A 17610-nucleotide genomic window follows, 5' to 3' on the forward strand; every position below is an offset into this window, starting at 1 on the left:
TTATAATCCGATATAAGGAGATGGATCAACTGCGTTTGTCTTACCGACATTCCATTCCCCAAGGTGAAGTTCGAAGTGTAAATGTTGTCCGTATGATTGGCCAGTGTTCCCCATAAATCCAAGTTGAGTGCCTTGTTTTACAGTTTGTCCATTAGATACAGAACGGCTACTCATATGTGCATATACAGTTGTATATGTTTTTCCGTTTATACGGTGAGATAAGTATACAACATTTCCGTAACTAGATGATAATTCTGAACGGATAACGACGCCATCTGCAGCAGCTACGATTGGCACTGTTCCTGAAGCTGCGATATCGATTCCTTTATGGTTATCTAAAGAACGTGTACCAAATCCTGAAGTTTTCGATCCAGCGGCAGGTTTAATAAATCCACCTTTGTTCGTATCTTGCGGTGTTGGTGCGGATTGTGTGCTTTCTTTAGCAGAAGCGGCTACCTGTTTTTTTGCTTCCTCAGCCTTACGTGCCTCTTCAGCCTTACGTGCCTCTTCAGCTTTCCGCGCTTCTTCTGCACGTTTTTCTTCTTCAATTGCTTTTTGAACAGCTTGACGCTGGTTTTCTAAAATGCCTTTTGATTCTTCTAACCCTTCAATCTCTGAATCTACTTTTGCTACTTTCGTATGTAGATCGTTAATAAAAGTTTGTTGCTGTTGTTGGTTACTTTGTAATTCTTGCTGTTTTTGTTCTAATTTTTGCTCGGATTCTTTCAATTGCTGCTCTTTTTTCTCAACAGCTTCTTTTTCTGTCGTAACAGCATTCTGATCACTTGTTTGCTTTTTCACAATATCTGTATCGTTATTTAAAATTAAACTTACAGAATACATATTATCAACAAGATCGGCAATATTTGCAGAACTTGTTATTACTTCTGTAATGATACTCGTACGAGGCTTTTCTTGCATAGATTGTAGTCGTTGTTTAATAACTTCCTGTCGTGTATCTATGTTCGTTTGTAATTGCTCTATATGTTTCTTTTTTTCAGTAATAACTTGCTGTGTGTTGCTAATTTCTTTTTTTGTATCGTTTAATTCAGCTTCGTTTTTATTAATAGAAGTAGTTAATTCGTCGATTTTCTTTTGTAATTCCTGGATTTCTTTTTCTATTTGTTCTTTCTCAGCTGATTTATTTTGTAAGTCATTTTGTTTGCCTTCTAATTCGGATTGAATATTAGATAATTTATTCTCATTCGTTTCAGCGTATACGGGTGAAAGTAACGGGGAAACGAAAATCGTTCCAGCTGCTAAAACACTAAATGCTGCAAATTTCTTTTTCATGGTTGTCTTGCTCCTTTCCCTATGAATGTTATATATCATAAGAAGAAGAGTGTCTATCGTTGTAATCATAATGTAAAGAAAATTTTATAATTTTGCTAAGTTTTGTCGGAATTTAGTATCTTTTCGTAGTGTTTGTCATAAATTTAAAATTCTTGAATGTATAGAAAAAGATATCAATTTCTATATTTTTTTAAAAAAACATGGGAAATGATGGAGTTTTCCATAATGAAACAGTATTTTAAAAACCTATCAATCACTAGTGAGGAATCGATTTCATGTGAGGTTTTCTGACATGAGGTTTGTTTTTGTCAAGAAAATTATTTGCATTCGTGCAAACTTATTTTGTTGTCAGATTTTAAATTTTGATTTATGATTTTCAACAGGGACAAAATGTAGTGAATTGTCGAATAATATGTAATACTCTTAATTTCAAGTTTTATAGAGATAGAATGAGAGATAGAGTGACACATCGAAGAGGGGGTTACCACAAGTATGAAAAGAATAGGACTTGCATGGCAAATTTTAATAGGACTTGCGCTTGGTATTGCAGTTGGGGCGATTTTCTTTGGCAATCCGGAAGTGGTGAAGTACTTACAACCAATTGGTGATATTTTCATCCGATTAATTAAGATGATTGTTGTACCGATTGTTGTAGCGAGTATTGTTGTTGGGGTTGCTGGTGTTGGCGATGTTAAAAAGTTAGGTCGACTAGGCGGAAAAACAATTATTTACTTTGAAATTATTACAACGATTGCAATTGCTGTCGGTCTATTAATAGCAAACATTTTCCAACCTGGAAAAGGCGTTGATATGGATAAGTTAACAAAAACAGATATTTCTAAATATACACATACGACAGAGCAAGTACAAAGTCATTCGTTCGCAGATACGTTTGTAAATATTGTTCCGACGAACATTATGAAATCATTAGCTGAAGGTGATATGCTTGCTATTATCTTCTTCTCAGTATTATTTGGTTTAGGTGTAGCAGCAGTTGGTGAGCGTGGCAAACCAGTTCTACAATTTTTCCAAGGTGTAGCAGATGCAATGTTTTATGTAACGAACCAAGTTATGAAGTTTGCACCATTTGGTGTATTCGCATTAATTGGTGTTACAGTTTCTACATTCGGATTAGCTTCATTAATTCCATTAGGGAAATTACTCATTGTAGTATATGGGGCAATGATCTTCTTCGTTGTAGTTGTATTAGGACTTACAGCGAAAATCTTTGGAATAAACATTTTCCAATTCTTTAAGATTTTAAAAGACGAGCTGATCTTAGCGTATTCTACAGCAAGTTCAGAAACGGTTTTACCGAAAATTATGGAGAAAATGGAAAAGTTCGGTTGTCCGAAAGCAATTACATCTTTCGTTATTCCAACAGGTTATTCATTTAACTTAGATGGATCAACTTTATATCAAGCAATTGCGGCAATTTTCTTAGCTCAAATGTACGGTATTGAATTATCCATTACACAACAAATTACGTTATTACTTGTATTAATGGTTACATCAAAAGGTATCGCGGGTGTACCGGGCGTATCATTCGTTGTATTATTAGCAACACTTGGTACAGTAGGTATTCCAGCTGAAGGTTTAGCGTTTATTGCAGGTATTGACCGTATTCTTGATATGGCTCGTACAGCAGTTAACGTTGTAGGTAACTCTTTAGCGGCTGTAGTTATGTCTAAGTGGGAAGGTCAATATGACGCTGAAAAAGGACAAGCCTATTTAAAAGAGATATCTGAAAAGGGTCAAGCAGCTTAATTATAATATGAACAAGCTCTCACATAATATGTGGGGGCTTTTCTATATATAGAAGAGGAGCGGACGTAATGAAACGTAAATATGGTGACGGTTCTTCGTGGAAGCGACTAATAGAGAAGGATTATAGGGTTAAGCAAGTAGAGGATGGAATGTTAGGAATGCTGGACATAAAAAAAGTGAGAGAACCTAGTCATAAAGAATACAATGGTAAACAGCTTTGCATTGCAGGTGATGGGTATACATGGATGCAATATTTTATAAACGGGAAAAACTTTGCAATTACAGCTATGTTAGACAATCAAAAACAATTAGTACAATATTATATCGACGTGACGAAAGAATATAAAATAGACGAGCGTGGTTTACCTTATTTTGATGATTTATATTTAGATGTAGTATTGTTACCGAACGGTGAGATCTATGTACTGGATGAAGACGAGTTAGAGGATGCCTATAAAATTGGTGATGTTACAAAAGAAGAATATGAGTTAGCATGGAATACAACAAAATGGATTATCGCGACGATAAAAAATAGAAAATTTTATTGGATTTCAATATTGGATAAAGAAATCGAAAAGTTAAAATGATTGGTTTATTCATATTTTTGTATAATTACCAAAAAAATCTATACAAAAAATAATTGACTTTTGTTTTGTAAGCGAGTAAAGTTAGGAAAGAAATTATTATTAAAAAATAAATATGAAACCTTCTTATAAAGAGAGGCGGAGGGACTGGCCCTACGATGCCTCGGCAGCGGACTCGATTTCAGAGTGCTGTGCCAAATCCAGCAAGCGTGTGCTTGAAAGATGAGAAGAGCGTTTCTTATAGATGTATAAGACCTCTTCTCATCGGAAGAGGTCTTTTGTTATTCATTAGAAAAGGTTGAAAACTAGGGAGAGATGATACTTTGAAAGAAACGAGCGGAAATGGTTTAGCTTTATTACCACTTGGAGTATTTTTGGCGCTATTTATTGGTTCTGGAATTATTACAGGTGATTTCTATAAATTGCCGATACTCGTAGCAATTTCAATTGCTGTAGGAATTGCTTTAGTGATGAATCGTAAGGAAAGCTTTAATGTGAAAGTAGAACGATTTGCTAAAGGTGCAGGAAATCCTGATATTATGATCATGGTTCTGATTTTTGTACTTGCAGGGGCGTTTTCTGAAACAGCAAAAGGAATGGGCGGAGTTGATTCCACTGTTAACTTAGCGTTATCTATTTTGCCACCAGGATTTATCGTTGCTGGAATTTTTGTTATAGGGGCATTTATTTCATTAGCGATGGGAACTTCAATGGGAACAATTGCAGCACTAGCACCAATTGCTGTAGGGATTAGTGGGCAAACTGATATCTCAATAGCACTTGCGATGGCTACTGTTGTGGGCGGAGCGATGTTTGGTGATAATTTATCATTTATTTCAGATACAACAATTGCTGCTGTTCGTTCACAAGGAACAGAAATGAAAGATAAGTTTAAAACGAACTTTTTAATTGTATTACCAGCCGCTATTATTACAATTGTACTATTAGTAATAATTACTTTAGGAAGTGATACACAAGTTAAAGCCCATAGTTTTGACTGGATAAAGATTTTACCGTATGCAGGAGTACTTATTACAGCACTACTTGGCTGGAATGTACTTATTGTGTTAACGGGTGGAACAATATTATCAGGTGCTATCGGCCTTATAGATGGAAGTTACACGTTAGAGAGTTTCTTTAAAAGTGTAACGACTGGAATGGGCGGTATGATGGAGCTAGTACTACTTGCTATATTAATCGGTGGTATGGTTGAACTTATCCAATATAATGGTGGCATTCAATATTTAATGAATCTTTTAACACGTAATATTCGTTCGAAAAAAGGAGCAGAGTTTGGTATTGCTGGCTTAGTGAGTATGACGAATATGTGTACAGCAAATAATACAATCTCTATCATTTTTACAGGTCCGCTTGCGAAAAATATTGCGGATCAGTATGAAATTGATCCCCGTAAATCAGCGAGTGTACTGGATCTTTTCTCTTGCTGTGTACAGGGGTTAATCCCATATGGTGCTCAAATGTTAACAGCGGCAGGATTTGCTGCGTTATCTCCGGTCGAATTGTTACCATATGCATTTTATCCAATTTTAGTTGGAGTATGTGGAATCATTTCTATATTAATTGGTTTCCCGAGATTTTCTAAAGTGGCGGAAAAAAAAGAGTATCATAAAACTGCATAACATAAAGAGACATTTATTATTAGCAGTTGAAAACGCTCGGAGAACATTCTCTGAGCGTTTTTTATTATTTATAAATCATTTTTCAAATAGTAGTGTTTATAATCTCTTCCTACGTTATCGAGGATACCATACTCTTTATAACCATATTTTTTATAGAAATCTAATGCTTGAAAGCTTAAAGTGTCAACTTTTATAAAATCACAATTTCTTTCTAAAGCGATTTTTTCTACTTCTAATAACAGTTTAGTTCCATACCCTAATGCACGTATATCTTCATCGATGATAAAAGAGTGAATCTCTAACCAATTCCAACAGACTTCACCTAATATTCCCCCGCATATTTTACCATTTTCATCTTTAAGAAATAAATGAATCTCTAAGTATCTGTCTCTTAAATCAGATGGAAAGTGCTTTAAATTATATTCATAAAGCTGATTGTTTATATAGTTTTTAGCGGCGGTATTGATTTCTTTCGTAATGTGTAAATTCATGATATATCCCCTTTAATTTAAATGTAGCCTTCTGATTTATTTTAACATAATTTTCTTAATAATATATTTAATGTAATTTAATAAACGTTTGTATGTATTGCTAATTTTTTGGACGCGCAAGTTGAGATTTTCATCCGTTATTGAATAAGAATTTTTCTGTATCTATACGCATCGCATACATGTTCGTTTTGCAAAAGGCTGAATTTAACTCAGTCTTAAGTCTGAGTTAAAAACGGTTCTTAAGCTCGTTATGAAAAAATGAAAAAATAGTTAAGATAAGAGTATCAAATCGAAGGGAGGCAAGCACAAGATGAAACAATTTCTAGCGTTTATCGCAGCCGGTATTTTGGCTTTAATTGCTCTTGGTAGTCTTGCTGGTATTGTAGGATTCGCCATTGGAGCAGGAGTTGTGTACTGGAGCTATAAATCATTTGTGCGAGCTAAATCATTCTTTGGAAAGTTAGCTTGGGGTATTGTTGGTTTAATCGGTTTGTCCATTGCACTTTCTCATTCCCCAGCATTAATCGGTATCGCAGCATTAGTAGTTTTATACTACGGATACCGTGAGTGGAAAAAAGGAAAAAATGTAGTTGTTGATTCTGCTCCAGAAAGTGCTAAACCATATAGCAACTTTGAAGATGAGTGGAACAAGTTAATGAAAAACTAATATAAAATAAATCAAATTATAAAGTAGAAGAGAGGAAGATTATAATGAAACAATCTTTATTCGGACGTGTACGCGATGCAATTTTAGCTGATTTTCATAATGTGTTAGATGAGAAAGAAAGAAAAAATCCAATTGCTATGTTAAACCAATATTTACGCGATAGTGAGCGTGAAATAACAAAAATTGAGAAGTTAATTCAGCGTCATAAAACATTAAAATCTAACTTCGCTCGTGAGCTTGAGCAAGCACGTTATTTCGTTAATAAAAGATCAAAGCAAGCTATCATCGCACAAGAAGCAGGCGAATTGCAATTGCATGAACGTGCATTAGAAGAAGTAGCGTATTATGAAGGGCAAGTAACTCGCTTAGAAGAAATGTATGCTGGTGTTGTAGAGCAAATTGATGAGTTAGAGCGTCGTCTTTCAGAAATGAAAAATAAATTAAAAGAAATGAACGCAAAGCGTATGGAATTAATGGCACGTGAAAATATGGCGCATGCAAACCGCCGTATGAATACTGCTATGCATAAAATGGATGAAAATAATCCGTTCTTACGATTCGAAGAAATTGAAGATCACATTCGTGACATAGAGCTTCGTATAAATGAAGAGCATGAGCGTGATACATTTGATATGAAAATTGCAAAACTAGAGAGTGAAATGAAAGAGAAAAATGAAGTATCGTTAACGAAAGAAGTAACAAAATAATTGTAGTATATAATAAAACAGGCTTATGATATAGTGATAGGAGAAAAGGTGTTGGAAAGCAATGCCTTTTCTTCTATGTATATGTGACAAGGAGGGGGGAGCTGAAATGAAGAAGCAATTTTCAAAAACACAATTTATGGGGATGCTCCTCATCATATTTGGATTCGGTCTTTTTCTTGATATGATACTTGGACATTTTGAACCAGGTGGTCTAATATTTGCATTTATTATGATTATGTTTGGAAGACATTATCGAAAGAAGAACCGTTATGTAAGAGGGAATGTATTTTTATTTGTCGGTGGTATTGTCTTCTTATTCTTCTTATTTTCATCAGCGGCATTCGTACTTGTTGTGTTTGCTTGTTTAGCTTTAATTGGTTATCAACTTATTCAACAAGGACATCGGCAAAAAGCAATGAAAGTTGAAATTAAAGAACAGGGATATATAAATGAAGAAAAACAAATATATCGTACAGAACCGTATATAAAAAATATGTTTGTAGGTAATGTACGAATGATGGATCATATTTATGAAATAGAGGATATTAACGTCCAATATGGTGCTTGTGACGTCGAGATTGATTTAACAACTGCTATGATTCCAGAGGGAGAAACGGTTATTGTGATTCGGGGCGTCATTGGTAATATTCGCTTATATGTACCATATGATATTGAATTGTCTTTAAATCATTCTGTTATTGTTGGGCGAGTGCTCCTGCCAGGACACGAAGAAACTGGATTTAACCGTAATGTTACGTTTAGAACAGAACAGTATAAAGAAGCCCCTCGTCGTATTAAAATTATTTCTTCGCTTGTCGTAGGCGATACGGAAGTGAGGAAAGTATAATGAAAAAACAAAGGAATATTTCGTGGATGTATATTCGTTATTCTATGTTGTCCTCTGTGAGTATCGCACTTATTTGTACAATTGTATATGTATGGAAAAGCGAGCAACAAGTTTATGATTTACTCTGGAAAGAATCCATTGCTTCTGTTCCAATTGGCTTGTTTATTATGAGTACGAGTCTTCTTATCGGAGGAATTGTAGGATATGCAATCGGTTATTATATAGAACAGCGTATACAAGGATTAAATACTTTTCTATTTGAAGTAGAGCGAGGGAATTTTCCGAGTGATGTTTCATTTACTGCGGACGATGAATTTCATGAAGTGGAACGAAAAGTAATTGGTCTTGCTCGTCGCTTAGAGGAGCAAGCTGGGCTATTTCAAAAAGTAACGAATGAACGAGCCCATTGGAATGAAGAGATGAGACAAGAAGCGATTTCTCAAGAAAGGCATCGATTAGCGAGAGAGCTACATGATTCTGTAAGTCAGCAGCTTTTTGCAATGTCGATGATGATGTCAGCCATTAATGAGCAAGCAGCTGAAATTCCAGACACGACGAAAAAACAGTTGCAGCTTGTTGAGAATATGGTTGTAAATGCACAATCAGAAATGAGAGCATTGCTCCTTCATTTACGCCCAGTGCAGTTAGAAGGTAAGAAACTAACTGAGGGTATAGAAGAATTATTAACAGAACTGTCTAGAAAGCAACATATGAAAATTGAATGGTTAATTGAACCGATTCAATTAAAAAAAGGTGTAGAGGATCATTTATTCCGTATTGTACAAGAGGCGCTGTCTAATACTTTACGGCATGCGAAGGCAAAGAAAACCGAAGTACGCCTTCGGAAAATTGATCAATATGCGATTTTGAAAATTATTGATGACGGTGTTGGGTTTAAAGTTGGTGTTAATAAGGCTGGTTCATACGGTTTAAGGTCAATGCAAGAGCGAGTTCATGAAATTGGTGGTACATTAAAAGTTCTTAGTTTTCCGAATAAAGGTACGCAAATAGAAGTGAAAGTACCTATTATGATTGAGAGAGGGGGAGAATCATGATAAAAGTATTACTAGTTGATGATCATGAAATGGTTCGAATGGGTGTATCAGCATATTTATCAACGCAGCCAGATATTGAAGTAGTTGGAGAAGCTGAAAATGGAAGAAAAGGTTCAGAGTTAGCTTTGCAATTAAGACCGGATATTATTTTAATGGACCTTGTTATGGATGAGATGGATGGGGTTGAAGCGACACGTGCTATTATTCAAGAATGGCCAGAAGCGAAAATTGTAGTTGTCACGAGCTTTTTAGATGATGAAAAGTTATATCCTGTTATTGAGGCGGGGGCGACAAGTTATTTATTAAAAACATCAAGAGCGAGTGATATTGCAGATGCTGTAAGAGCTACTTATGATGGGGAAACGGTATTAGAGCCGAAAGTTACTGGCAAAATGATGTCTCGTATGCGTCAGAAGAAAGAACAACCTTTGCATGAGGAGTTAACAGAAAGAGAGTCTGAAATTTTGTTATTAATTGCAGAGGGGAAAAGTAATCAAGAGATTGCAGATGAGTTGTTTATTGCCCTTAAAACAGTAAAGACACATGTGAGTAATATATTAAATAAGCTAAATGTAAGTGACCGGACACAGGCGGTTATTTATGCGTTTAGACACCAATTGACGAAATAAGAAGGAAGCTTTGACTATATATGGTCAAAGCTTTTTATTGACGGTTATTTATGTAAGCGTTATCATTAAGGTGTTAACAGTACATACAAAGGGGAGAGAGTGTATGTTAGTTCAAACGATATTTGGAATGGATGAAACGAAAAAATTAGGTAACTATGTGAATGCGTTGCAAGCACTTTGTGAACAATATGATATTGAAACAGATCGTATTGCAATTATTGAGGCAACAGAAGAATATTATTTATTTCTAGTGAAGCAAGAAGATTGCTATGATGTTGTAAAAGTAGAAACAGTGGATACGAATATTGATTACTATACGAAAGCTTATAAAGTAAGTAGCTTTAATCATACTTCTTATCAAATGTAAAAAACTCCCGAAATGGGAGTTTTTTTATGATACTTTCGATTCAGGTGAATGCTCCGCTAATGGTACTGTTTTTGCACCACTTAATTTTGCGATAGCAAAACCGATAATAGCCCCAACTAACGCTGGTACTAACCAGCCAATTCCTTCATTATATAATGGAATAAACTCAAAATAAGATGTGATAAATGAAACAGGAATATTCCCTTGTTTTAATCCGTCAAAAACGCTAACAACTGCTGTTCCGATTAAAGCACATACATAAACAGATCGATAGCCACCGAAATATTTATGAAGTAATGATAATAACACGAGTACAATTGCAACTGGATATACAACAAGTAAAATAGGAACAGAGATGGCGATAATTTTTGTTAAACCTAAGTTGGCAACTAATAATCCTAACAAGCAAATGACACTTGCTAACATTTTGTATGAAAATTTTGTCAATAATGTTGAGAAGTATTGACTGCACGCAGATACAAGTCCAACGCATGTTGTTAGGCAAGCAAGTGTAACGATAAGAGATAACAGAATTAGACCATATGGACCGAATAATTGTTGTACGATAACGGTAAGTAGCTGTCCTCCATTTTTTGCGTATCCGAGAGAGACACTAGTTGTACCGAGCCAGCCAAGTGCACCATATACAAGTACGAGACCAGTAGCGGCAATAAGTCCTGCTTTTGCTGTAGCGATGGCAATTGATTTACGATCACTCACACCTTTTGAGCGAATTGCATTTACAACGATAATCCCAAATGCAAGTGCTGAAATGGTATCCATCGTTAAGTATCCTTCCATAAAACCTTTGAAAATTGGAGAAGTTTGATACTCTTGCATGGCTGGTCCAGATTGCCCGAGGGGTGTAAATACACTCTTAACGAATAATAAAAAAATAGAGAGTAATAAAATAGGTGTTAATACACTTCCGATACGATCGACGAGCTTAGAAGGGTTTAAACTAAGCCAAAATACGATAGAAAAGAAGATGACTGTGTATAAAAATAGCACCAGGCTGCTAGAGCGAATAGTTTCTGGTAAGAAAGAACTAACCCCCATTTCATAAGCGACATTAGCAACACGTGGGATGCCCATAGATGGACCGATTGCAATGTATACAACTACCGTAAAGAATATTCCGAATAATGGGTGAACATGACTTGCAAGTTGTTGCATTCCATTTCCTGATAGAGAAATAGCGATAACAGTAAGTAGTGGTAAGCCGACTCCTGTTAGTAAAAAACCAATCATTGCTGGCCAAAAGTTTTCACCAGCATTTTGTCCAAGCATTGGAGGGAAAATTAAATTTCCTGCCCCAAAAAATAAAGAAAATAGCATAAGGCCTGTGAAAAAAACATGTTTTTTTGATACAGTGTTCATTGTTTTTCCTCCTTTTTGTAAATTCATTGTAAGAACACAAAAAACTCGTCCCTAAAGAAAGGGACGAGTTATATTTACCCGCGATACCACCCTAATTTATACATGTAGAAATAAATCTATATGTATACGGCTTTGCAACGTACAACATGATACGTGTTCCTTGTAACGGGGGACATCCGGTAAGAACTTACTTTAGCATTCGGTTCTACTTCTCGGAGATGATTTTCGGTTAAGCACTGAACGTTGGCTTTCAGCAAATCGCCAACTCTCTGGGGAACAGTCCTATAACGTACTCGTTCTCGTCAATGAATTTTAATTCAAGTATTCTGACAGTATTTTCACACGTTTTTTTTAGAAAGTCAACATATTTTTTGGGAAATACACTTTCCTGTAGAAATATAGCTGAGAATATAAGGGTTAATACTATTTGTAAAAATGCTGTAAAACATTATAGAGAATTGTAAAGATTATGGAGAAAATCGATATTTATAGGAGTAAGGAAGGAATTGTTTGAATTTGCAGAGAATAATACAACAATCCACTTGCTGGAAAGAACAAACCAAAAGAGGTGACTGAAATGCTTGCGATGGGAGTATTATTTGGCATTATTGCTATAATTGGTTTTATGTGGTTATATTATTCGCGTTCGTTTAAACAAGCAGAAGTTTTACTCTTTCAAAAAGGTAGTTTGTTGACAAATCAGTCTAGATATTTAGTATGTCCGAAGTGTGGAAGTGCACAGGCCAGGAGTGGAGGATATCAAGAGTGTTGCAAAATTAGATTATGAAAGAAGGAAGCCTCACATTACTTTGTGAGGCTTCCTTCCTTACAATTTTTTCGCGCTCCAAATTGTCCAACGATCTCTTTCGATGATAGGAGAGACGTTTTGTAATGCCGTTTGGATATGATGTAGAAGTTGAGAAAGTTCATTATCTGTTAGTTCATATAGAATGGATCGGCCTGTTCGAGGAGATAAATCTTGTAGCAAAGCCTCTACAGAATCATGTACTTTTCGTACTTCCCATTGTGTTTGTATGGGGAACGCTTGAAGAGAATATTGTTGTAATTCTTGCTGAATAGTAGTGGTTTTTGGTCTTCTTTTCGCTTCTGTTTCAATGAGTTTTGGAAAGACAGAGAAAAAATATCCACGAAGGTGTTCAGGACTTCCTGGAATTGTACAATCTTCAATAGTTCGGTCTTGTAAAATAAGTATACCGTCTTTTTTTAATATGCGAGAAGCCTCTCGTATAAATGTGGGAATATCATGTAAATGATGAATGACTGCACGAGAAATGACAAGGTCGAATGTTTCATTAGGGAATGAGATATTATGTGCATCACCGTGAATGAATGAAATGTTTGGGAAGTCGTTACAATTTTCTTTTGCAGCTTGTAATATTTCTTTTGAAAAATCAAGCCCAACAACACTTTTGGCTCCCATAAGAGCAAGTTCTTTCGTGTAAATGCCGCCACCACAACCTATATCAATTACTTGTTTATTTTGCACATCTACAATATTGTTTATTGTTTCCTGCCATGAAATATGTGCGTTACGACTTGCATACGTATACTTATTATTTGCATCATGAAAATTAATGGACATTGTAAAATCCTCCCTTCATTGTATAGTATAGCTCATTCTATATAATGTAACGTTTTTGTTTTATGTATGAGGATTATAAGAATTTCTTATTGGAAAAGGAGAATCGATTTGAAAGGAAAATATTTAATGGTTTTATGTGTTATTTTACTCGCGTCGTGTGGTCAAGCAGAGCAAAAGAAAGAATCGAAACAAGTAGAGGAGACAGTGAATGAAGTGAAAGAACCATTACAAATAACTGTTATACAAAAAGGTACAGAAGAAAAAAAATTAAAGAAAATGGATGCGGAGTTAGTGGTGGATATTATAAGCAAAGCAGAAAAACAAGAAGTAACAGGTAGCTTTGGTAAACCAGAATATGAAATACAAATTAGTAGAGAGGGGAAAATAGAAACGTATTATGCATGGTTAAGAGGAGAAGATCGACGGGGATGGGTGCAATATAAAAAAGCTATGTATATGCTGAACGAAAAAGATACTGAAAAACTTTTGGCTATATTTCCAAAGATTCCAGAACAAAAAGAAGATGAGATGCAGGTAGGGCCTTTAACGGAAATAACGAAAAAAGATTTGCAGATTACTGCGTTTCATATTAAAGCGGGTGATCAAAAAATGAATTATACAGTACGTTATACGATTTCACAATCACTATATAATAAGTTAGCGAAGGAACAAGAATATTATTTGCAATTAATTTTCCCGGAAAAGGTTCAAAAATTAATTGGCGCAAAAGAGAGTGAAATAATTTCAGCTGAAAAAGTAAAGGAAGGGTATAAACAGTATGAGTTGAATGTTACTGTTCCGATAAAAGATGCTTCAGAATCACAATTAAAATCACTAGAAACCTATTATGATAATCACGATTTACAAATATTAAATAGTAAGAAAGAAAAAGTAGGAGCATTTCAAAACATTATTCAAATTGTTAAAGAGTATGGTGAAAAAATGAATTTACAAAGATAAAGTGAAATTTTAATCAGTGGGGGCATCCCCCGCTGATTCTTACTGCCCGTAAATAGAGGGTAGTAAGAATCATAAAGTCTATATGGCCTTTCCTAGGAAATGATAATAGAGGGGAAAGATCCCCTCTATTATTTTGCTTTTGCAGATGGCTCATTCATTGATTTTCGTGTAATTAGAAAGGAAATCATAAGAGCGGAAAGAATAATAAGGGCTATAAATAAGTGATTTGGCAACCAATCTAATAATAATACGTAGCTGACGGTATAAAAAATAAGAGTTGAAGCTAAAAACGATAGAGCGCCTATCATAAGAGATTGTAATTTCATTTGTATTTACCTCCTTTTATTTTTATTTTTGGCTAAAAATGGATGGAATAAACATTATTTCTAACAATAGAAAAAAATATGTCATAATAGAGAAAAAGAATAAGTTTTGATGAGTGTATATGGCTCAATAAAGCGAGATAAAGGAGAGGAATATGAAAAATAATAAAAAAGGATTATGGGGAGTTATAGTTGCAATAGGGTTATTTTTACTATCTAAGTTAAAATGGGTATTTGCAATTTTTAAGTTAGCAAAATTTTCAACAGTATTTAGTATGTTTTTATCGCTTGGTGCATACGCAGTCATATATGGTTGGAAGTTTGGGGTAGCACTCGTATATTTATTGTTTGTACATGAGATGGGGCATTTATGGGCAGCGAGAAAGAAAGGGATACCAACATCGCCAGCAATCTTCATACCATTTATGGGAGCTCTTATTGGGATGAAAGAGATGCCGAAAAATGCAAAAGATGAAGCTTACATTGCATATATGGGACCTCTTTTCGGGTTGCTTTCATTTTTACCCGCGATCCCACTGTATATAATCACGAAAGAGCCGTTTTGGGCGCTTATTATTTTACTTGGAAGTATGATTAATTTCTTTAACTTAATTCCAGTTTCTCCATTAGATGGTGGACGAATAATTTCAGTTGTAAGCACGAAAATTTGGGGAGCAGGGCTAGTTTTACTACTCGGCTATTCTATTTACTTCAAAAGTATTTTAGGAGGATTTATTTTTATTATCGGCTGTATGGAACTATATAGAGTAATAAAGAGAGATGAGCCGATTAAGGAATTAGGATATAAAATCGATGGAATGAAAGAATATGCTGCTAGGCTTGAAGAGGAATTAAAAGAAACTGGTGCGGTGCATCGAACGATTTATATGATTCACCATGAAATGAATGTATTAAGACAAAGAGAACGTGAAAAAGAATTAAAAACAGGAGAACTTCAAAAGATTGAAGTGCTAGAGTACCTTTTACCAAAATTTGAGCCACTTGATTATATCCCATATGAAGATGAAAAAGAAATGCATACAATTCATATAAGAGAAGCATTTGAAATGTCAGAAAGAAAATTAAATGAATGGGAAACAGAAAAGGAACAACAAGAAAATTATTATAAAGTCGATACGAAAACGAAATGGACAGTATTTGCTTGTTATATCGGATTAATGGCTATACTCGGTTATACAGCTTATGAAGGTTATGTTGTTTTACAAGAGCATTTACCAAGGAGAAGTTTGTAGAAAAATAGTGTCGAAATGAAAAGGAGGATTTAAACAGGAATTACATTTCTACGAGAGAATGTTACAAGTGTAACAGTACATTGTAATATTCATAGTAGAAAAGGGGTTCTGTATATGAAGAAATTGTTAAGTGTATTGGTAACTATTACTGTGATGGCAATAGCGAGCTATAGTCTTATGAAAGTACTATTATATTATGCGAATCAGTCTGCTGGAGTAAATACAGTAGCACAAATAGAAGAGGTGCAAGAGAAGAAGAAGACACTCGATTTTGTTCGTACGACACATGAAAGTTATAATAATTTCTTGAATTATGGCAAGGCAGAGAAATATACAGATGGGGATTGGAAACATTTTAAACAATGGTTTCAAGAGCAAGAAGCCTCTTTAAAAAATATACATAAAGAAATAAAAAATGAAAAAATAAAACGCGATGTGAATAGAAGTTATGAAATTGTAAAAAAAGGTGTGGAGCTTCAAAATATGGAGTATGTAATCTATGCTCATCGCGTATATCATGACTTGGATATACTTGTAAATAAATATAAAGGTGAGACGAATGTATGGGGGTATACCGAGTTTGGAGATGGGCAGAATATAAGAGTAATTGAACAAGCAATACAAACGAAGTAGTAGGCTAGCTAGAATTCTAGTTAGCTTTTTTTTGAGCACTATTAATGATGGCTAATTAAAATTTACTTAATATGTGCATTGTTCATATATTTTTCACAAAAACACCATGTTAATAGTGATTAAAATCACAATATGTATTATACAATTCAGTTAAACTAAAAACAGTTAAGGAAATAGAGGAGTGGGATACAATGTTAAGTGCAAAAACAATTGAAATCGTAAAGTCAACAGTACCGTTATTACAAGAAAAAGGCGTTGAGATTACAACGAGATTTTATCAAATTTTATTTTCGGAACATCCGGAGTTATTGAATATTTTCAACCATACGAACCAGAAAAAAGGAAGACAACAACAAGCATTAGCAAATGCTGTTTATGCAGCTGCAATGTACATTGATAATTTAGAAGCTATTATTCCAGTTGTAAAACAAATTGGTCATAAGCATAGAAGTTTAGGTATTAAAGCAGAGCATTATCCAATAGTAGGTACATGCTTACTACGAGCGATTAAAGAGGTCGCAGGCGCACCTGATGAAGTTTTAAATGCATGGGGAGAAGCGTATGGCGTCATTGCTGATGCATTCATTAGCATTGAAGCGGGTATGTATGAAGAAGCTGCACATAAAGAAGGTGGATGGAAAGATTTCCGCAACTTTGTGATTGTTAAAAAAGTGAAGGAAAGCGACGTTATTACATCATTTTATTTAAAACCTGAAGATGGCGGGAAAGTTTCTTCATTCATCCCAGGACAATATGTAACGATTCAAATAAATATTAAAGGTGAGACATATACACATAATCGTCAATATAGCTTGTCTGATGCTCCAGGAAAAGAATATTATCGTATTAGTGTAAAGAAAGAAAAAGGTGTAGATACACCAGATGGTAAAGTATCTAATTACTTACATGATCATGTAGGGGAAGGGGATGTCTTACCAGTAAGTGCACCAGCGGGAGATTTCGTATTAAATATGGAGTCAACATTACCTGTTGTACTAATTAGTGGTGGAGTAGGTATTACACCGATGATGAGTATGTTAAATACGTTAATTGAACAAGAATCAAAGCGTAATGTATGCTTTGTTCATGCGGCGATAAATAGTAATACACATGCGATGAAAGAGCATGTTGAGACAGTAGAAAAAGAGTATGAACAAGTTAAAGCATATACTTGCTATTCTTCACCGACAGAGCAAGATGTGGAAATGAAGAATTTTGATAAAGAAGGATTCATTGAACGTGAATGGTTACAAACTATTATTCCAACAACTGAAGCAGAATTTTATTTTTGCGGTCCAGTACCATTTATGAAGCATATAAATGCTGCATTAATTGATTTGGGTGTTAAACAAGAGAACATTCATTATGAATTTTTCGGTCCCGCAGCAAGCTTACAATAGGTTAACGTTGC

19 protein-coding genes, 1 riboswitch and 1 other annotated feature are annotated in these 17610 nt (G+C 34.8%); of the genes, 14 read left to right on the forward strand and 5 right to left on the reverse strand.

All coding sequences use genetic code 11. The features are described from left to right. Nucleotides 1-1293: a murein hydrolase activator EnvC family protein gene (locus tag MR155_RS06915; protein WP_242308976.1), complete on the reverse strand. Its 1293-nt coding sequence runs from the start codon at nucleotides 1291-1293 to the stop codon at nucleotides 1-3. Nucleotides 1294-1785: 492 nt separating this feature from the next. Here MR155_RS06915 and gltP point away from each other — a divergent pair, with 492 nt between their 5' ends. From gltP to MR155_RS06930, 3 genes are all read left to right on the forward strand, one after another. Further along, the gene (gene gltP, locus MR155_RS06920) at nucleotides 1786-3060 is read left to right on the forward strand and encodes a glutamate/aspartate:proton symporter GltP (protein WP_002086711.1); all 1275 of its coding nucleotides are present in this window, start codon (nucleotides 1786-1788) and stop codon (nucleotides 3058-3060) included. A gap of 68 nt (nucleotides 3061-3128) precedes the next feature. Beyond that, nucleotides 3129-3647, forward strand: coding sequence for a ribonuclease FAU-1 family protein (locus MR155_RS06925; RefSeq protein ID WP_012260619.1), 519 nt, complete (start codon nucleotides 3129-3131; stop codon nucleotides 3645-3647). A gap of 120 nt (nucleotides 3648-3767) precedes the next feature. Further along, nucleotides 3768-3873: riboswitch (SAM riboswitch) on the forward strand. 94 nt (nucleotides 3874-3967) lie between these two features. Further along, nucleotides 3968-5284 (forward strand): Na+/H+ antiporter NhaC family protein, encoded by a 1317-nt coding sequence (locus MR155_RS06930; protein WP_242308977.1) that lies wholly within the window; start codon nucleotides 3968-3970, stop codon nucleotides 5282-5284. Between the two features lie 68 nt (nucleotides 5285-5352). Here the strand turns inward: MR155_RS06930 and MR155_RS06935 are convergent, their stop codons facing one another. Beyond that, nucleotides 5353-5775 carry a GNAT family N-acetyltransferase gene (locus MR155_RS06935; protein WP_242308980.1) on the reverse strand — a complete coding sequence of 141 codons (423 nt, stop codon included), beginning with the start codon at nucleotides 5773-5775 and terminating at the stop codon, nucleotides 5353-5355. A 310-nt stretch (nucleotides 5776-6085) separates the two neighbouring features. On the opposite strand from MR155_RS06935, the gene MR155_RS06940 reads away from it, so the two are divergent. The 6 genes from MR155_RS06940 (at nucleotide 6086) to MR155_RS06965 (ending at nucleotide 10047) form a co-directional block, all read left to right on the forward strand. Continuing rightward, complete coding sequence (locus tag MR155_RS06940) at nucleotides 6086-6442, forward strand: lmo0954 family membrane protein (protein ID WP_002011676.1); 357 nt, start codon at nucleotides 6086-6088, stop codon at nucleotides 6440-6442. Nucleotides 6443-6486: 44 nt separating this feature from the next. After that, nucleotides 6487-7149 carry a PspA/IM30 family protein gene (locus MR155_RS06945; protein WP_002011675.1) on the forward strand — a complete coding sequence of 221 codons (663 nt, stop codon included), beginning with the start codon at nucleotides 6487-6489 and terminating at the stop codon, nucleotides 7147-7149. Between the two features lie 106 nt (nucleotides 7150-7255). Beyond that, nucleotides 7256-7996: a cell wall-active antibiotics response protein LiaF gene (gene liaF / locus MR155_RS06950; protein WP_113937021.1), complete on the forward strand. Its 741-nt coding sequence runs from the start codon at nucleotides 7256-7258 to the stop codon at nucleotides 7994-7996. After that, complete coding sequence (locus MR155_RS06955; protein WP_002011673.1) at nucleotides 7996-9051, forward strand: sensor histidine kinase; 1056 nt, start codon at nucleotides 7996-7998, stop codon at nucleotides 9049-9051. The genes liaF and MR155_RS06955 overlap by 1 nt, the downstream gene beginning before the upstream one ends. After that, nucleotides 9048-9680 carry a response regulator gene (locus tag MR155_RS06960; protein ID WP_000598709.1) on the forward strand — a complete coding sequence of 211 codons (633 nt, stop codon included), beginning with the start codon at nucleotides 9048-9050 and terminating at the stop codon, nucleotides 9678-9680. Before MR155_RS06955 ends, MR155_RS06960 begins: the two co-directional genes overlap by 4 nt. 10 nt (nucleotides 9681-9690) lie before the next feature. Beyond that, a complete protein-coding gene (locus MR155_RS06965; protein WP_002126339.1) occupies nucleotides 9691-10047 on the forward strand; it encodes a DUF3992 domain-containing protein in 357 nt (118 codons plus the stop codon). 24 nt (nucleotides 10048-10071) lie between these two features. On the opposite strand, the gene brnQ3 is transcribed toward MR155_RS06965, so the two are convergent. Beyond that, a complete protein-coding gene (gene brnQ3 / locus MR155_RS06970; RefSeq protein WP_219301807.1) occupies nucleotides 10072-11427 on the reverse strand; it encodes a branched-chain amino acid transport system II carrier protein BrnQ3 in 1356 nt (451 codons plus the stop codon). A 56-nt stretch (nucleotides 11428-11483) separates the two neighbouring features. Next, nucleotides 11484-11742 (reverse strand) — a binding site (T-box leader). 262 nt (nucleotides 11743-12004) lie between these two features. On the opposite strand from brnQ3, the gene MR155_RS06975 reads away from it, so the two are divergent. Then, nucleotides 12005-12214 (forward strand): hypothetical protein, encoded by a 210-nt coding sequence (locus MR155_RS06975; protein WP_000880630.1) that lies wholly within the window; start codon nucleotides 12005-12007, stop codon nucleotides 12212-12214. A 39-nt stretch (nucleotides 12215-12253) separates the two neighbouring features. On the opposite strand, the gene MR155_RS06980 is transcribed toward MR155_RS06975, so the two are convergent. Then, the gene (locus tag MR155_RS06980) at nucleotides 12254-13030 is read right to left on the reverse strand and encodes a class I SAM-dependent methyltransferase (protein WP_113937024.1); all 777 of its coding nucleotides are present in this window, start codon (nucleotides 13028-13030) and stop codon (nucleotides 12254-12256) included. A gap of 108 nt (nucleotides 13031-13138) precedes the next feature. Between MR155_RS06980 and MR155_RS06985 the strand changes: the two genes are divergently transcribed. Further along, complete coding sequence (locus MR155_RS06985) at nucleotides 13139-13990, forward strand: YhfM domain-containing protein (protein WP_113733923.1); 852 nt, start codon at nucleotides 13139-13141, stop codon at nucleotides 13988-13990. A gap of 128 nt (nucleotides 13991-14118) precedes the next feature. On the opposite strand, the gene MR155_RS06990 is transcribed toward MR155_RS06985, so the two are convergent. Beyond that, complete coding sequence (locus MR155_RS06990) at nucleotides 14119-14316, reverse strand: hypothetical protein (protein ID WP_000776287.1); 198 nt, start codon at nucleotides 14314-14316, stop codon at nucleotides 14119-14121. A 152-nt stretch (nucleotides 14317-14468) separates the two neighbouring features. On the opposite strand from MR155_RS06990, the gene MR155_RS06995 reads away from it, so the two are divergent. From MR155_RS06995 to hmpA, 3 genes are all read left to right on the forward strand, one after another. Then, on the forward strand, nucleotides 14469-15566 hold the full coding sequence (locus MR155_RS06995) for a site-2 protease family protein (RefSeq protein WP_002086697.1): 1098 nt from the start codon (nucleotides 14469-14471) through the stop codon (nucleotides 15564-15566). Between the two features lie 114 nt (nucleotides 15567-15680). After that, the gene (locus MR155_RS07000) at nucleotides 15681-16199 is read left to right on the forward strand and encodes a hypothetical protein (protein WP_088292789.1); all 519 of its coding nucleotides are present in this window, start codon (nucleotides 15681-15683) and stop codon (nucleotides 16197-16199) included. A 191-nt stretch (nucleotides 16200-16390) separates the two neighbouring features. After that, a complete protein-coding gene (gene hmpA, locus MR155_RS07005) occupies nucleotides 16391-17599 on the forward strand; it encodes an NO-inducible flavohemoprotein (protein ID WP_242308990.1) in 1209 nt (402 codons plus the stop codon). Nucleotides 17600-17610: the final 11 nt, after the last annotated feature.

The sequence above is a fragment of the Bacillus cereus group sp. BfR-BA-01331 genome (genome assembly GCF_022663915.1).
Taxonomy (GTDB): Bacteria; Bacillota; Bacilli; order Bacillales; family Bacillaceae_G; genus Bacillus_A; species Bacillus_A mycoides.

What these genes read in the sequence shown, in the direction of transcription:
- MR155_RS06915 (WP_242308976.1), bottom strand. Translation starts at nt 1,293, where the DNA reads ATGAAAAAGAAATTTGCAGCATTTAGTGTTTTAGCAGCTGGAACGATT.
- gltP (WP_002086711.1), top strand. Translation starts at nt 1,786, where the DNA reads ATGAAAAGAATAGGACTTGCATGGCAAATTTTAATAGGACTTGCGCTT.
- MR155_RS06925 (WP_012260619.1), top strand. Translation starts at nt 3,129, where the DNA reads ATGAAACGTAAATATGGTGACGGTTCTTCGTGGAAGCGACTAATAGAG.
- MR155_RS06935 (WP_242308980.1), bottom strand. Translation starts at nt 5,775, where the DNA reads ATGAATTTACACATTACGAAAGAAATCAATACCGCCGCTAAAAACTAT.
- MR155_RS06940 (WP_002011676.1), top strand. Translation starts at nt 6,086, where the DNA reads ATGAAACAATTTCTAGCGTTTATCGCAGCCGGTATTTTGGCTTTAATT.
- MR155_RS06945 (WP_002011675.1), top strand. Translation starts at nt 6,487, where the DNA reads ATGAAACAATCTTTATTCGGACGTGTACGCGATGCAATTTTAGCTGAT.
- liaF (WP_113937021.1), top strand. Translation starts at nt 7,256, where the DNA reads ATGAAGAAGCAATTTTCAAAAACACAATTTATGGGGATGCTCCTCATC.
- MR155_RS06955 (WP_002011673.1), top strand. Translation starts at nt 7,996, where the DNA reads ATGAAAAAACAAAGGAATATTTCGTGGATGTATATTCGTTATTCTATG.
- MR155_RS06960 (WP_000598709.1), top strand. Translation starts at nt 9,048, where the DNA reads ATGATAAAAGTATTACTAGTTGATGATCATGAAATGGTTCGAATGGGT.
- brnQ3 (WP_219301807.1), bottom strand. Translation starts at nt 11,427, where the DNA reads ATGAACACTGTATCAAAAAAACATGTTTTTTTCACAGGCCTTATGCTA.
- MR155_RS06975 (WP_000880630.1), top strand. Translation starts at nt 12,005, where the DNA reads ATGCTTGCGATGGGAGTATTATTTGGCATTATTGCTATAATTGGTTTT.
- MR155_RS06980 (WP_113937024.1), bottom strand. Translation starts at nt 13,030, where the DNA reads ATGTCCATTAATTTTCATGATGCAAATAATAAGTATACGTATGCAAGT.
- MR155_RS06990 (WP_000776287.1), bottom strand. Translation starts at nt 14,316, where the DNA reads ATGAAATTACAATCTCTTATGATAGGCGCTCTATCGTTTTTAGCTTCA.
- MR155_RS06995 (WP_002086697.1), top strand. Translation starts at nt 14,469, where the DNA reads ATGAAAAATAATAAAAAAGGATTATGGGGAGTTATAGTTGCAATAGGG.
- MR155_RS07000 (WP_088292789.1), top strand. Translation starts at nt 15,681, where the DNA reads ATGAAGAAATTGTTAAGTGTATTGGTAACTATTACTGTGATGGCAATA.
- hmpA (WP_242308990.1), top strand. Translation starts at nt 16,391, where the DNA reads ATGTTAAGTGCAAAAACAATTGAAATCGTAAAGTCAACAGTACCGTTA.